At 62.8% G+C, this 14,573-nt stretch carries 13 protein-coding genes; 9 read left to right on the top strand and 4 right to left on the bottom strand.

What is annotated here, in order from left to right; all coding sequences use genetic code 11:
* Positions 1–68: 68 nt before the first annotated feature.
* Positions 69–1,421, top strand: coding sequence for an aromatic ring-hydroxylating oxygenase subunit alpha (locus EKN06_RS15065; protein WP_127613729.1), 1,353 nt, complete (start codon positions 69–71; stop codon positions 1,419–1,421).
* A complete protein-coding gene (locus EKN06_RS15060) occupies positions 1,418–2,764 on the top strand; it encodes an aromatic ring-hydroxylating oxygenase subunit alpha (protein WP_127613728.1) in 1,347 nt (448 codons plus the stop codon). The genes EKN06_RS15065 and EKN06_RS15060 overlap by 4 nt, the downstream gene beginning before the upstream one ends.
* A 49-nt stretch (positions 2,765–2,813) precedes the next feature.
* Here the strand turns inward: EKN06_RS15060 and EKN06_RS15055 are convergent, their stop codons facing one another.
* The 4 genes from EKN06_RS15055 to EKN06_RS15040 form a co-directional block, all read right to left on the bottom strand.
* Positions 2,814–3,995: an epoxide hydrolase family protein gene (locus EKN06_RS15055; protein ID WP_127613727.1), complete on the bottom strand. Its 1,182-nt coding sequence runs from the start codon at positions 3,993–3,995 to the stop codon at positions 2,814–2,816.
* Positions 3,996–4,023: 28 nt separating this feature from the next.
* On the bottom strand, positions 4,024–4,776 hold the full coding sequence (locus EKN06_RS15050) for an SDR family oxidoreductase (protein ID WP_127613726.1): 753 nt from the start codon (positions 4,774–4,776) through the stop codon (positions 4,024–4,026).
* Between the two features lie 51 nt (positions 4,777–4,827).
* A complete protein-coding gene (locus tag EKN06_RS15045) occupies positions 4,828–5,748 on the bottom strand; it encodes an SDR family oxidoreductase (RefSeq protein ID WP_127613725.1) in 921 nt (306 codons plus the stop codon).
* 155 nt (positions 5,749–5,903) lie between these two features.
* Positions 5,904–6,677 carry a TetR/AcrR family transcriptional regulator gene (locus EKN06_RS15040; RefSeq protein WP_240655063.1) on the bottom strand — a complete coding sequence of 258 codons (774 nt, stop codon included), beginning with the start codon at positions 6,675–6,677 and terminating at the stop codon, positions 5,904–5,906.
* A 172-nt stretch (positions 6,678–6,849) separates the two neighbouring features.
* Here EKN06_RS15040 and EKN06_RS15035 point away from each other — a divergent pair, with 172 nt between their 5' ends.
* From EKN06_RS15035 to EKN06_RS15005, 7 genes are all read left to right on the top strand, one after another.
* Entirely contained in the window at positions 6,850–8,487 is a 1,638-nt protein-coding gene (locus EKN06_RS15035) for a class I adenylate-forming enzyme family protein (RefSeq protein ID WP_240655061.1), read from the top strand.
* 128 nt (positions 8,488–8,615) lie between these two features.
* Positions 8,616–9,377 carry an SDR family NAD(P)-dependent oxidoreductase gene (locus EKN06_RS15030; RefSeq protein ID WP_127613723.1) on the top strand — a complete coding sequence of 254 codons (762 nt, stop codon included), beginning with the start codon at positions 8,616–8,618 and terminating at the stop codon, positions 9,375–9,377.
* Entirely contained in the window at positions 9,377–10,744 is a 1,368-nt protein-coding gene (locus EKN06_RS15025; protein ID WP_240655059.1) for an aromatic ring-hydroxylating oxygenase subunit alpha, read from the top strand. The genes EKN06_RS15030 and EKN06_RS15025 overlap by 1 nt, the downstream gene beginning before the upstream one ends.
* Positions 10,745–10,827: 83 nt before the next feature.
* Positions 10,828–11,802: a thiamine pyrophosphate-dependent dehydrogenase E1 component subunit alpha gene (locus tag EKN06_RS15020; RefSeq protein ID WP_127613722.1), complete on the top strand. Its 975-nt coding sequence runs from the start codon at positions 10,828–10,830 to the stop codon at positions 11,800–11,802.
* A gap of 12 nt (positions 11,803–11,814) precedes the next feature.
* The gene (locus EKN06_RS15015) at positions 11,815–12,825 is read left to right on the top strand and encodes an alpha-ketoacid dehydrogenase subunit beta (protein WP_127613721.1); all 1,011 of its coding nucleotides are present in this window, start codon (positions 11,815–11,817) and stop codon (positions 12,823–12,825) included.
* A gap of 11 nt (positions 12,826–12,836) precedes the next feature.
* Complete coding sequence (locus tag EKN06_RS15010; RefSeq protein ID WP_127613720.1) at positions 12,837–14,258, top strand: dihydrolipoamide acetyltransferase family protein; 1,422 nt, start codon at positions 12,837–12,839, stop codon at positions 14,256–14,258.
* Between the two features lie 64 nt (positions 14,259–14,322).
* On the top strand, positions 14,323–14,573 hold a 251-nt coding region (locus EKN06_RS15005; protein WP_164844026.1), incomplete at its 3' end, for an acyl-CoA dehydrogenase family protein.

The following is a 14,573-nucleotide window of genomic DNA, read 5'->3' as shown; positions in this document are numbered from 1 at the left end:
TCGGACAGTCGTCACCGGATCCCGGCGATTGATGACCGGGACCAATCCCAAAAGAGAGGGATGCCTAAATGAAGCTCGATTTCAACGACTGGAACATTCACGTCGGCACGCCGCACCCGTTCAACGATCGTGCGCCCATCATCGACAACGGAACGGGCCGGTCCGATCCGCGCCGCTATCACGATCCCGCCTTCATGAAGGAGGAATGGGAAAAGGTGTTCTGCAAAAGCTGGCTGCTGGCCGGCCACGCGTCCGACATTCCCGAAGCGGGCGACTTCTTCAAGTTCGACATCGGGTCCGAAAGCTTCATCGTCGTGCGCGGCGAAGACGGCCAGATCCATGCCCACTACAATGTGTGCCCCCATCGCGGCAGTCAGCTGGTGACCACCGATTTCGGTTCGATCGACCAGTTCACCTGCCCCTTCCACAGCTGGAAATTCGACCTCGAAGGGCACAACATCGCGGTCACGGACGAAGAAACGTTCCGGCCCGAAGTACTATGCCACAGTCACGACCTCAGCTCGGTCCGCTGCGAAGTGGCGGTCGGTCTCGTGTTCATTTCGATGGATGCGGACATCGAACCGGTCAAAGACTGGCTTGCGCCGATCCTGCCGCAGCTCGAACTCTATGAAATCGACCAGATGTACGTCGTCCAGCATCGTCGTTCCGATTGGGGCGCGAACTGGAAGGGCGGGGTCGACGCCTTTGCCGAAATCTACCACCTTCATGCCGTGCACCCGCAGACCCAGTGCCTGATGGACGATCGCACGCAGATCGACCTTTGGCCAGGCGGCTTGTCGCGCCAGTTCGTGCCGTTCGCGCAACCGGCGGAACGCTATCCCGATCAGGAAACGGTCAACCCCGGCATTCAGCTGATGCTGCGCGATGCGGGCATCGACCCGGAAACCTATCAGGGGACCGCCGCCGAAACGCGCGCCGCCGTGCAACAGGCCAAGCGCAAGCGGTCCGACGTGCTCGGCCTCGGCTACGACAAGTTCAGCGACAGCCAGTTGAGCGATTCTGTCGTCTACTCGCTGTTCCCGAACGCGCAGCTGGGCTGCCATCCCGAAGCGATATTCATGCACCGGTTTATGCCGCACGAAAGCGATCCGAACCAGTTCACCTATGACACCTGCATCCTGTATCGCCACGTCGATGCGCCCGGATATGGCGCGCCCGCATGGATGGGCCTGTCCGCCGAAACCGATCTTTCGGGCAAGACGCGGCCGGAAATCGTGCACACCGGTCTTGGCGAACCGCCGGGCCTCGGCGAAGTGCTCGATCAGGATTCCGATCTTCTGCCCATCGTGCAGCAGGGCGCGAAATCGCGCGGGTTCAAGGGCCCGTTGTGGAGCGAGCAGGAAGGCCGCCTGCGCCATTTCCACGCCGAACTCGACCGGCGCATGGGTGACGGCGCGTGAATTACGATCCGCGCAGTTGGGCGGTGCACAAGGGGTCGGACCATCCGTTCGACCAGGCGGCACCCGCCATCGACAACGGGGCGGACCGGCTGGATCCGGTGCGCTACACCTCCAAGGCGTTCTTCGACGCCGAATTCGACAAGGTGTTCGCCAAGACCTGGCTTCTGGCCGCCCCGTCGAGCGACCTGCCCGAACCCGGCGACTGGGTGAAGCACGATATCGGCCCCGAAAGCTTCATCATCGTGCGTGGCGAAGATGGAAAGGTCCACGCCCACTATAACGTGTGCCCCCACCGCGGCAGCCGTCTGGTCACCACCGAAATGGGCAGCCAGGACAGCTTCACCTGTCCATTCCATTCGTGGCGCTTCGGTCTTGACGGCAAAAATGAGAAAGTAACCGACGCCGACACGTTTCAACCGGGCGTACTGTGCCACGGTACAGACCTGACGTCCGTCAGGGCGGAGGAAGCAGCGGGCATGGTGTTCATTTCGATGAGCGACGAAGTCATGCCGCTGGCCGAATTTCTCGCTCCTATCCTGCCCATGCTGGAGACGTATGCCATCGACAAGATGCACGTCGTCCAGCATCGCCGGTCCGACTGGGCCGCGAACTGGAAAGGCGGGATCGACGCGTTCTACGAAAGCTACCACCTCCACGCGATCCACCCACAAACGATGGGCGTCATCGACGACCGGACGCATATCGACCTGTTCGAAAACGGCCTCAGCCGCCAGTTCGTGCCGATGGCGCAGCCCAATTCGCACTTCCCCGATCAGGAAGGCATCAATCCCGGTATCGCCATGCTGTTGGCCGATGCGGGGGTCGATCCCGACAGCTTCACCGGCACCGCAATGGAAAGCCGCGCCGCCGTGTCGCAGGCGAAACGTGACCGGGCGGAGAAGATCGGGCTCGATTATTCCCACTTCTCCGACGCGCAACTGACCGATGCGACCATCTTCGGCATATTCCCGCACATGCAGATCGGCTGTCATCCAGAGGCTGTTTTCCTGCACCGGTTCAAGCCGCACGAAAGCGACCCCGAACAATTCACATATGAAACGACGATCATGTACCGCCATGTCGACGCGCCGGGATATGGCGCGCCGGGCTGGATGGGATTGGGCGATGAAGTCGACGTGACCGGCGCGACCCGACCCGAAGTCGTGCACACTGTGCTGGGCGAGCCGCCGGGCATGGGCGAGGTGCTCGATCAGGATTCCGACTTGTTGCCCATCGTGCAAAAGGGCGCACGGTCACGCGGGTTCAACGGCCCGCTGTGGTGCGAACAGGAAGCGCGCCTGCGCCATTTCCACGTCGAACTGGATCGCTGGCTGGCGAAATGATCAGCTGAACGGCGGGGCTGCAAAACCTAGCCGTTCAGACTCGATGGGTTTAGGCCCGATAGGGCCGCATCGTCGCGCGAATGTCGCCGACGACGGCGTCGGGTGCCTCGACATGCGCAAAGTGCCCGCCTTTGTCGTGGCTGTCCTGATAAACGAGATTGAACAGCCCTTCGGTGCCGCGCCCGATGCCGCTGGTCCCGTCAAACGGAAACCGGCTCACCCCCGCCGGAGCGGAGATCACGGGACTGCGGTCATCCTCCGGCTTCCATGGATGGCGCGCAGCTTCGGCATAGAACCGGGCCGAGGTCACGAAACTGTCGGTCAGCCAATAGATCGAGGCAGTCGTCAGCAGGAAATCGGGATCGAACGCCGACAGGAGCCCTTCGCGGCAATCCCCCCAGCTTTTGCGCCGCTCGATCAGCCATGCCAGCAGCGCGGCGGGGGAATCGTGCATGCCGTATGACAATGTCTGCGGGTCGAGCACTTGTACGCAAACGTGGCTAGCGATGCGGCGTTGCCAGGCAAGGTAATCCTCGCGCGCCTGTCCCTGCAATTCGGGCGGAGCCAGTTGACCGCCCGTCACGTCCCATGGCCGTTCGTGCCCGAACAGGTACAGCGGCGCGAGGGTCGACACGTGGATCGCGCGAACCTCGTCGGCGTATTTATGGCCTAGCTGGCTGGTGGTCAGCGCGCCCCAGTCGCCGCCCGCCGCGAAATAGCTGTCGAAGCCCAGCACATCGCGCATCAAGGTGTGCCACAGATCGGCGGTCGACCAGAAATTGATCCCTGTCTTTGTCAGCGGCGTCGAAAAGCCGAAGCCCGGCATCGACGGCACGATCACGTCGAACGCATCGGCCGCATCGCCGCCGTGCGCCGCCGGATCGGACAGCGGCCCGACAACGCGGTGCATGTCCCAGAACGTCCACGGCCAGCCGTGCGACAGGATCAGCGGCGCGGGGTTCGGCCCCTTCCCCGACACGCGCATGTAATGGACCGGTACGCCTTCGATTTCGACCCGCCAGTGTTCATACGCGTTCATCCGCGTTTCGTGCTCGCGCCAGTCGTATCCGTTGCGCCACCGTTCGATCAGCGGCGCGATCACGCTGGCAGGCGTGCCGTACGACCAGTCCTCGTTCGCGTAATCGTGCGGCAGCCGCGTGCGGGCCAGCCGATCCTTCAAATCGATCAGCCGATCTTCGGGTACGTCGATCGTGAAACGCTGCGGTTGCATGGCCCTCTCCGTCGTAATGTTCACCCGATCAGAACGGGCGGATAGTAACCCCGTTGTCGATGACTAGCTCTGCGCCGTTCACGAACCGCGATTCGTCGGACGCGAGATAGAGCACGAGCGCGGCGACATCCTTGGGCGCGCCGGGCGTGCCGGGCGGCAAGACGCCTTCAGCAACGGGTTGCGCCTCACGCCCTTCGGCGGTCTGCACCATGGGCGTTTCGATCGCGCCGGGGTGGACCGAATTGCAGCGGATCTTGTAACCTTTTTCCTGGCACATCACCGCGACCGATTTGGTCATCGAACGAACCGCGCCCTTCGCGGCGGAATAGGCGAAGAAGATCGGATAGCCGAGCAGCGCGCCGGTCGAGCTCATGTTGATGATCGACCCGCCATCGCCTTCGTTCATCAAGGGGATCGCGTATTTCATGCCAAGGAACACGCCGTCGGTCATGATCGCGTTGACCCAGCGGAACTTCTCGAGGCTGGTATCCTCGACATCGGCATTCAGCACGACACCCGCATTGTTGACGAGGATGTCGAGCCGACCGAAGGTGGAACGGATTTCGCCGATCACGGATTGCCATTGCTCTTCATTCGACACGTCCAGCACCAGCGCGATCGCGCCGTTGCCGATGCGGTCGGCCACAGCCTGCGCCGGTTCCAGTTTTACGTCGGTGACGACGACTTTCGCACCTTCGCGGGCCAGAGCCTCGCAATCCGCGGCGCCAAGTCCCGAACCGCCACCGGTGACGAGTGCAACCTTGCCTTCAACGCGACCCATATCTCTCTCCTGTAAGAACGTCCGCAGTGATGCGGGATGCAAGTCGGTAGCTCAGGCGGCCCCGTCCTCGCTGAAATAGTCCGGCATTCCGGCGGGCCAGACGACGCCCCACTGGGCCTGTCCGCCGTCCATCACGATCAGGTCGCCGTTGATGAAACGGGCCGCCGGCGACGCGAGATAGGCGATCATTTCGGCCACATCCCACGCGTTGCCGCGCTGCTTCATCGGGTTCGCCTTGTGGAACCGGGCCAGCGCCTCTTCGGGATACATGCGGAAACCTTCGGTCTCGATCACGCCGGGTCCGATGCAGTTCACGCGGATGTTCCACTGCGCCCATTCGGTGGCCAGCGTCTTGGAAAGGTAGATCACGCCCGCGCGCGCCGCGCAGGTGTGTGCCGCCTGCGGCATGCCGCGCTCCACGTTGGCGACGATGTTGACGATGTTGCCGGGCTTGCCGTCCTCACGCCAGCGCTTGGCCGCTTCCTGCATCATCCACCAGGTCCCGTTGAGATTGGTGTCGATGACGGCCAGCCAGCCCTTGCGCGAAAAGTCGATGGCGTCTTGCGGGAACTGCCCGCCCGCATTGTTGACCAGCGTGTCGAGCCCGCCGAAGTGGTCGTGCACTTTGCCGATCAGCGCCTCTACCGCGTCGGCGTCGCGGATGTTGGTGCCCACAGACAGCACGTCGCTGCCGACTTCTTCCTTCACCAGTTTGACCGTGGTCTGAAGCTTTTCCTCGTCCCGCCCGCAGATCGCGACCTGCGCGCCCAATCGCGCGGCGAGCAGTGCCGTCGCCTTGCCCATCCCGCTGCCGCCGCCGGTGATCAGGATCGTTTTACCCGCGAGCATATCGTCGCGGTAAATTGTCGGCTGTTTGCGCAGATCGTCTTCGTCCAAACCGCGTTTGGGCCGTTCGTAATCGACGTCCTCCGGGCGGAATATTTTGGGCTTATGCGTGGGGGTGGCGTTCAATGCGCGGTTCCTTGCCGATTATCACGAGGTGCCTTTGGTCGGCATCCATCCTTCTCCGCCCGGCACGGTAGCGCGGGTTTTGTAAAAGACAAACAAGATTGTTTTATTAGACGTCACCTGTCGGTGCGAATTGCATTAGCCCGCGACGCCGGCCTTCAGGATGTCGGGCGGCCCGTGTCAAAGACAGTGGGCATCAGTGCGCGGATCTGGTCTTCGAGATGCACGAGCATCGGCGGAACCTTGGCCGGCGATATCGCACCGGTCTGGACCGCGATGGCCATCCCCTCCAGAATGGTCTGCGACAGGGTCATGGCCAGATCGAAGCGTTCGGGGAATTCGCGCCATTCGGGAAACAGTGTTTCGGCCTGCGTGTTGAACCGGTCGCTGAATTCATCCTGCAACGGCTGCATGATCGCGGCCAATTCCTTGTCCGTGCGCGCCGCGACGGCCAATTCGTGAAAAGCGATGAACGCGGGCTTCTGGACTTGCGCCCAATATGTCTCGACCAGATTCACGACATCGTGATCGGGCTTGTCCGCCGCACGGCGAAACGCGCGAAGGCGACGTTCGTGCAATTCGATGATCGTCGCCTTGATCAGCGCGGCGCCGTTTTCATAATGATGCATCATCGCACCGCGCGACAGCCCCGCTTCTTCGGCCACGCGCGGCGTGGTCGTTTTCGCATAACCGTATTTGACGAGGCAACGCACGGTCGCGTCGATCAGGCGCTTGCGTGTCTGCGCCGCCTTGGCCGCTTGCAGCGTCGCGCCACCACTGCCCCGCGGCGCGATATCCCGCGCCGGAGTGGTTTTGATCGTGTTTTTCGCGCGCGCGCCCGAAATGGCCATTTCCGATTCGTCCGGGATGAATTTCGACAGGGCGCGCCACCATCCAGCAACGGCCCGCGATTGCCTTAGGACCATGCGCATGTAGAGCGCAAGTGGCGGGAATCGGGCGATGATGCGGGGTTCGGCCGCATCGCAATAAAACAGTCATGCATGATTGTATTTTTCCGGCGGGCTGATAAGCTCGGGTCAATCGAAACAATCAAGCCGTCGGGCCATCGGTCCGCTTGCGCTATAGAAAAGTGGGAGAGGTAATTTGGGCGATATTCGGCCAATCCTCACGATGGGTGAAATGATCAGGTCTTCGGCGGCACGTTTCGGTGCGTCGGATGCGATTGTGTTTCCGGACGACAGGCTCAGCTATGCCGACCTCAACGTCGCGGCACGCGACTGGGCCCGCGCGCTGATCGCCATGGGCGTGAAGCCGGGCGACCATGTCGGCATCCTGCTGCCGACCTGCATCGATTTCATCACCGCGTTCTATGGCATCACGATGGCTGGCGCAGTCGCTGTTCCGGTCAACGCCCGATACCGCGCGAATGAACTTGGCTACGTGGTCGAAAATGCCGATCTCGTCGTGGTGATCACCACGGGCAAAGTGGCGGAAAACGTCGATTTCGGCGAACGCCTCGAATCGGCTATGCCCTCGTTGAAGGGCGCGACCGATCCGCGCGCGCTGTCGCTTCCCGAAGCGCCGGCATTGCGCACGATCGTCTGCCTTGACGATGACTGCGCGCCCTATCTTATTTCCGCCAGTTCCGCGATCGAAGCGGGCAAGGCGATCGACGAGGGCGAAGTCGACAAGCGCATCGACGCGGTTCAGCCCGAAGACACTGCGATGATCCTCTATACTTCGGGCACCACCGCGCACCCCAAGGGCGCGATGATTTCGCACCGGGCGCAGGTCGCCAACAGCCGCAATCTTGGTGTGCGCTACGAATGCACGAGCGAGGACAAGGTCTGGTCGCCGCTGCCGATCTTCCACATCGCTGGCATCCTGCCGATGACGATGATCCTCGACCTTGGCGGCGCGTACATGACCATTCCGCATTTCGACGCGGGCGTCGGCCTGGCGATGCTGGGGCGCGAGGGGGCGACCATCGCCTATCCCAGCTTCGTGACGATCATGCAGGATCTGATCACGCACCCGACATTTCCCGACACCGACCTGTCTAAGCTGCGGGTGATGAATTCTAACTTCGCCGTGCAGCCCGAATGGATCAAGCTGGCCGTGGCCAAGGCGATGCCGCACACGATCCAGGTCGGCACTTATGGCCTGACCGAAGGCGCGGGCACGGTTTCGACCAGCCGGCTAAGCGACAGTTACGAAGTGCGCACCGGCCGCTGCGGGACGCCGCTCGACGAATGGAGCGTCCGGATCGTCAATGCCGAAACCGCGCTGGATTGCGCGCCGGGCGAACAGGGCGAAATCGTGCTGGGCGGCCCCAACCGGCTGCAGGGCTATTACAACGATCCCGTAAAGACGGCCGAGGCGATCCGCGACGGCTGGTTCTATTCCGGTGACATCGGGTCCATCGACGCCGACGGCAACGTGATGTTCCATGGACGGCTCAAGGACATGCTGAAGGTCGGTGGCGAAAACGTCGCCGCAGCAGAGATCGAGGGCATGTTGCAAAGCCATCCCGCGGTAAAGCTGGCGCAAGTCGTCGGGCTTCCCGACGAACGCTATGCCGAAGTGCCCGCCGCATTTGTCGAGCTTGCCGAAGGGCAAAGCGCGACCGAACAGGAACTGATCGCCCACTGTAAAGGCCAGATCGCCGGGTTCAAGGTTCCGCGCCACATCCGCTTTGTCGACAGTTGGCCGATGTCGACATCGAAGATTCAGAAATTCCGCCTGCGCGACGAACTGATCAAGGAGCTGCAGGAAGCATGACGCATAAAAAAATCAGTCACGACTGACTTTTTTATTGAAACCCCGGCCCTCTCCTGTCTAACAGGGTGGCGAAACGAACTATCGGGCGACCACGCGATCGTCAGGACAGAAAACAGGACGGCATAACCATGGACCTCGGACTTCAGGGCAAGAAAGCGATCCTCGTCGGCGCGGCGCGCGGTATCGGCTATTCGGTGGCAGAGATCCTGGCGCGCGAAGGCTGCGACATCGCATTAACCGCGCGCAGCGAAGACAGCGTGAAGGACGCGGTGGCCGAACTGTCGAAGTACGGCACTAACGTCGTCGGCAAGCCGGTCAACGCCAAGAACGCGGACGAGTACAAGGCATGGTTTGAATGGGCCATCGACGCGCTCGACGGTGTCGACGTCATGATCCCGTTCACTTCTGCGGGCGGCGGCATGGGCAGTGAAAAGTACTGGTACAACGCGTTCGAGGTCGACCTGATGGGCGCGGTCCGCGCGGTCGAGGCCGTCATCCCGAAAATGGAAGAACAGCAGCGCGGCTCCATCGTCCTGATCGGCACGACTTCGGTGCTCGAAGCGATGGGCGGTCCGCAGGCGTACAACGCGCTCAAGGCGTCGATCGTGACTTATGGCAAGCAGCTCGCACTGTTCCACGGTAAGCACAACATCCGCGTCAACGTCGTATCCCCCGGCCCGATCGAATTCGCGGGCGGCAACTGGGACATGATCAAGGGCACGATGGAAAAGTTCTACAACGCCCAGCTGCGCCAGCAGCCGTCGGGCCGCCTCGGCAAGCCCGAGGAAGTGGCCCGTGCGATCACCTTCCTCGCCAGCGACGCCGCAAGTTGGTGCAACGGCTCTCACCTCGTCGTCGACGGGGGCTATACCAACCGGACGCACTTCTGATGGCAAAGCACATCATGGGCTGGGATGCGGCGAAGATGGACGCCTTGCGCGTCGTCGACGTGCCGCGCGTCGACCCGGCGACGACCGGCAACGGCACGCCTGTCGAAAAGGCGCCCGATCCAGAGCTTGGCACCGAGATCATTCCCGCCGCGCGCTATTTCTCGCCCGAATTCATGGCGATGGAATGGGACAAGGTGTGGTCCAAGACATGGCTGCTGGGCGGCCGGTCGGACGACCTGAAGGAAGCGGGCGACTACATCTGCACCGAAATCGGCAAGGAATCGGTGCTGATCGTACGGCAGGTGGACGGATCAGTCCGCTGTTTCCCCAACGTGTGTCTGCATCGCGGCAACCGCCTTCGTCCCGAAGGGCGCGGCAATGCCGAAAGCTTCAAGTGCATGTACCACCACTGGACCTACGGTCTGGACGGGAAGCTGGATCACATCCCCGACATCTGCACGTTCTTTCAGGGCGGCCCCCCGAACATGAGCGCGACGCTGTTGCCATGTATCGAATGGAACAGCTTCGTCTGGTTCTCGCTCAATCAGGATGTCGAACCCTTCGACGATTTCATCGACCCGATGAAACAGCACCTCGAACCTTATCACCCCGAACGGATGGCTTGGTCGCGCGACATTACGGTTGAATGGGACTGCAACTGGAAGACGTCGGTCGATGCCTTCAACGAAACCTATCACGTGCAGGGCATCCACCCGCAGCTGAAGTGGTACCTTGACGACGTCAACGTCCAGATCGACTGTTACGGCAAGCACAACCGTTACCTGATCCCGTTCGCCGCGATCAGCCCGCGCGTCGCGATGCCCAGCCAGATCCCGCCCGCGATCTACGAAATCATGGTCCACGCCGGGATGGACCCCGCCGAATACGAAGGGCGCGTGTCCGACATCCGCCGCGACGTGCAGATATTCAAGCGCAAGCACGGGGCCGAACAGGGCAAGGACTATTCGGAGCTGAACGACGATCAGCTGACCGATGATTACCACTACACGATTTTTCCCAACGTCTCGATCAACGTCCACGCCGACGACATCATGCTGTTCCGCCAGCGCCCGCACGCCACCGATCCGAACAAGATGTATTACGACATCTGGATGTTCGAACTGGTGCCCGAAGGCGAGGAGTGGCCCGAACGCGTGAAGCACAAACGCTTCCGCCATGGCGACAAGACGATCGGGCAGGTGCTGGATCAAGACGCCTACAACCTGCCGACGGTGCAGACGGGCATGAAGTCCGACTTCTTCCCCGGCCTGTGGATCGGCGATCAGGAACTGCGCATCCGCCATTTCCACAAGGTGCTGGACGATTACATCTACGGCCCGGGTGAAAAGAAGCCGGACGATCTCTGAGCCGGCCCACATTTGATCAGGCGCGCTCCGCACCCGGGCCGGCGGTCCGGGTCATCCTGCCCAGGTTTCCCAAGGGACATGACATGCAACTGAACCGTGACGAACTGCTGCAGGCCTACCGCCAGATGGCGACGATCCGTACCTTCGAAGAACGCCTTCACGACGAGATCAAGACCGGCGAGATCGCTGGATTCACGCACCTTTATGCTGGGCAGGAAGCGGTCGCCGTCGGCATCTGCGAACAGCTGACCCATGCCGACAAGATCGTGTCGACCCACCGCGGCCATGGCCATTGCATCGCCAAGGGCTGCGACGTGAAGGGCATGATGAAGGAAATCTACGGACGCGCGGGCGGGCTTTGCAAGGGTCGCGGCGGTTCGATGCATATCGCCGACCTCGATGTCGGCATGCTGGGCGCCAACGGCATCGTCGGCGGCGGTGCGCCGCAGGCGGTGGGCGCGGCCATCGCGCTCCGCCTCGAAGGGAAAGGCAGCGTCGGTATCGCCTTTTCGGGAGACGGCGCATGCAACCAGGGCACCACATTCGAAGCGATGAACCTTGCCTCTGTCACCAAGGTTCCGGCGATCTTCGTGTTCGAAAACAACCACTATTCCGAACATACCGGCGACGCCTATGCCGTCGGCACCGACAAGGACATCGCCAGCCGCGCCGAAGCGTTCGGCATCAAGTCGTGGCGTGCCAACGGCTGCGATTTCTTCGACGTGTTCTCGGTCTTTGGCGAACTGCTCGAATATGTCCGCGCAGGCAACGGCCCCGCCGCGATCGAGCTGGATACCGAACGGTTCTACGGCCACTTCGAAGGCGATCCGCAACGCTATCGCGGCAAGGGCGAGCTTGATCGCATCCGTGACGAGCGCGACTGCCTCAAGGCATTCCGCGCCCGCGTCACCGAAGGCGCGCTGCTGGCAGACGCCGATCTCGACGCCATCGACGCCGAAGTCGCGCAACTGATCGAAGAGGCCGTCGCCGAAGCGCGCGCCGACGCGATGCCGGACAACGACACGGTCGCCGACGACGTCTACGTGAACTATTACTGAGGAAGCTTCGCCATGGCCGTCATGAACATCCGCGAGGCAATCGCGAGCACGCTCTATTCGGAGATGGAGCGCGACGAGAACATCATCGTGTTGGGCGAGGACGTCGTGGGCGGTAACGGAACTGCCGGCGGCCCCGAAGCCATCGGCGGCATCTGGGGCACGACCCCGGGCCTGTGGGCCAAGTTCGGCCCCGACCGCGTGATCGACACCCCTATTTCGGAAAGCGCCATCATCGGCGCGGCGGCAGGCGCGGCGCTTTGCGGCAAACGGCCGGTCGCCGAACTGATGTTCGCCGATTTCGTGGGCGTCAGCCTCGACCAGCTGTGGAACCAGATGGCGAAATTCCGCTACATGTTCGGCGGCAAGACCAAGTGCCCCGCCGTCGTGCGCCTGATCTATGGCGCAGGCATGCAGACCGCAGCGCAACATAGCCAGTCGGTCTATGCCATGCTGACCGCGATCCCGGGGCTGAAGGTCGTGCTGCCGACGACCCCTGCGGATGCCAAGGGCCTCTTGACCGAAGCGTTGCGCGGCGACGATCCGGTCATGTTCTTCGAACACAAAACGCTTTACGGCGTGAAGGGCGAAGTGCCCGACGGCGAATACCGCCAGCCGTTCGGCCAGGCGCGCGTCGTGCGCGAAGGCGGCGACGTCACCGTGGTCGCCTGCGGACGCATGGTCAGCTTTTCCGAAAAAGCTGCCGACAAGCTGGCGGCAGATGGCGTGGGCGTCGACCTGCTCGACCTGCGCACGACCAGCCCGATGGACGAAGACGCGATCATCGAATCGGTTGAACAGACGGGCCGCCTTGTCATCGTCGACGAAAGCCCGCCGCGTTGCAGCCTTGCCGCCGATATCGCCGCGATGGTCACCGAACGTGCGTTCACCAGCATCAAGGCTCCGCCCGCGATGGTGACCGGCCCGCACAGCCCCATTCCGTTCTCCCGCACGCTCGAACGCGCGTGGGTGCCCTCGCCGCAAAAGATCGAGGATGCCGTCCGGCGCGTCCTCGGCTTTCGCTGAGGAGGCGCGACATGGCAAAACTGAAACCTTTCACCATGCCCAAATGGGGCATCGAAATGGCCGAAGGCACGATCGCGGAATGGCTGGTGGCTGAAGGTGCCCCGTTCGACCGTGGCACGCTGCTGACACTGATCGAAACGGACAAGATCACGAACGAGGTCGAGTCCGAAGCGCCGGGCCGCTTCGTGCGCATCCTTGCCGAAGCGGGGCAGACTTATCCCGTCGGTGCCCTGCTCGCGGTGCTGTCGGACGGCAGCGAGGCCACGCCCGATGAAATCGACGCGCTAATCGCGGGCTTCAAGCCTTCGGAAGCAAGCTTTGGCCCCGATGACGACGAACCTGCCGCCGTGCCCGCTGCGCCCGCGCCTGCTTCGACCCCTACCCCCGCCGCTCCGCCGATACCTGATGGCGTCGCGATCACGGCCAAGGCGCGCGAAGAAGCTGCGCGGCTTGGCGTCGATGTCAGTGCCCTCACAGGTTCTGGCCGCGACGCGAAGATCACCGCGCAGGACGTGCATCAGGCCGCACGGCCCGAAGCATCGCCTGCGCTGGTCGGCGTGCTTCCCGCAACGCCCGACAGCGACGTTGCCGCAACCCCTGTCGCCCGCCGCATCGCCGCGAGCGAGGGCGTGGACCTGTCGGCCATCGCCGGCACCGGTCCGCGCGGACGGGTGCGCAAGGCCGACGTCCTTGCCGCGATTCCGGAACCGACGCCAGCGCCAGCGCCTGTGCCGGCAGCCGCAGCAGCACCGCAGCTTGTCGCCGGTGGTTCGGTCGAAATCGTGCCGATGTCGTCGATGCGCCGCACCATCGCGCGGCGGCTGACCGAATCGAAGCAGCAGATCCCGCATTTCTACGTGCGCCGCCGTGTCCGCGCCGACCGGCTGCTGGCCTTGCGCGCCGCGGTTCAGAGCGACCGGCCCAGCGTCAACGACTACATCCTACGGGCGTGCGCTCTGGCATTGGCCGAAGTGCCCGCGCTCAACATCCAGGTCCACGGCAACGAGATTCACCGGTTCGCCCATGCCGACATCTCGGTCGCGGTGGCGACGGAACGCGGGCTGGTCACGCCCATCGTCTTTGCCGCCGATGACAAGTCGGTGAGCGAAATCGGCACAGAGATGAAGGCGCTCGCCCAAAAGGCTCGCAGCGGAAAGTTGAAGCCCGAGGAATTCATCGGCGGCAGCTTCTCGCTCTCAAACCTTGGCGGGTTCGGGGTCGAACAGTTCGACGCCATCATCAACCCGCCGCAGGGCGCGATCCTCGCGGTCGGCAAGGCGCGGCCAGAACCCATCGACGACGATGGCGCGATCCGCATCGTGCCGGTGCTGAACCTGTCGCTGTCGTGCGATCACCGCGCAATCGACGGGGCCGACGGCGGCCGCTTCATGGCCGCGCTCGCCAACCTGATCGAACAACCCGAACTGCTGTGATGCCCGCAATTCTGACGCCAGAAATGACGAGATGGACGCGCCAGCGCCGCGAAGGAGCAAACCCGTGAATTTCAACCTGACCGACGACCAGCGCCAGCTTCAGGAAGCGGCGCGCGAATTCGCCCGTGGCGAGCTGCCCGCCATCGCGGCCGAACTGGAACGCGACAACAAGCCGCCCAGCCGCGAATTGGTGAAGCGTTTTGCCGAGCTCGGCTTTCTCGGCATCAACGTGTCGAGCGACCTTGGCGGGCTTGGCATGGGCAATATCGAAGCGCTGATCGTGCTGGAGGAATTCGGCAAGATTTCGTCGGCCAT

This window comes from Croceicoccus ponticola (genome assembly GCF_004004515.1).
GTDB classification, from domain to species: domain Bacteria; phylum Pseudomonadota; class Alphaproteobacteria; order Sphingomonadales; family Sphingomonadaceae; genus Croceicoccus; species Croceicoccus ponticola.
This window is presented reverse-complemented; position numbering and strand designations above follow the sequence as displayed.

What these genes read in the sequence shown, in the direction of transcription:
- EKN06_RS15065 (WP_127613729.1), top strand. Translation starts at nt 69, where the DNA reads ATGAAGCTCGATTTCAACGACTGGAACATTCACGTCGGCACGCCGCAC.
- EKN06_RS15055 (WP_127613727.1), bottom strand. Translation starts at nt 3,995, where the DNA reads ATGCAACCGCAGCGTTTCACGATCGACGTACCCGAAGATCGGCTGATC.
- EKN06_RS15050 (WP_127613726.1), bottom strand. Translation starts at nt 4,776, where the DNA reads ATGGGTCGCGTTGAAGGCAAGGTTGCACTCGTCACCGGTGGCGGTTCG.
- EKN06_RS15040 (WP_240655063.1), bottom strand. Translation starts at nt 6,677, where the DNA reads ATGCGCATGGTCCTAAGGCAATCGCGGGCCGTTGCTGGATGGTGGCGC.
- EKN06_RS15030 (WP_127613723.1), top strand. Translation starts at nt 8,616, where the DNA reads ATGGACCTCGGACTTCAGGGCAAGAAAGCGATCCTCGTCGGCGCGGCG.
- EKN06_RS15025 (WP_240655059.1), top strand. Translation starts at nt 9,377, where the DNA reads ATGGCAAAGCACATCATGGGCTGGGATGCGGCGAAGATGGACGCCTTG.
- EKN06_RS15020 (WP_127613722.1), top strand. Translation starts at nt 10,828, where the DNA reads ATGCAACTGAACCGTGACGAACTGCTGCAGGCCTACCGCCAGATGGCG.
- EKN06_RS15015 (WP_127613721.1), top strand. Translation starts at nt 11,815, where the DNA reads ATGGCCGTCATGAACATCCGCGAGGCAATCGCGAGCACGCTCTATTCG.
- EKN06_RS15010 (WP_127613720.1), top strand. Translation starts at nt 12,837, where the DNA reads ATGGCAAAACTGAAACCTTTCACCATGCCCAAATGGGGCATCGAAATG.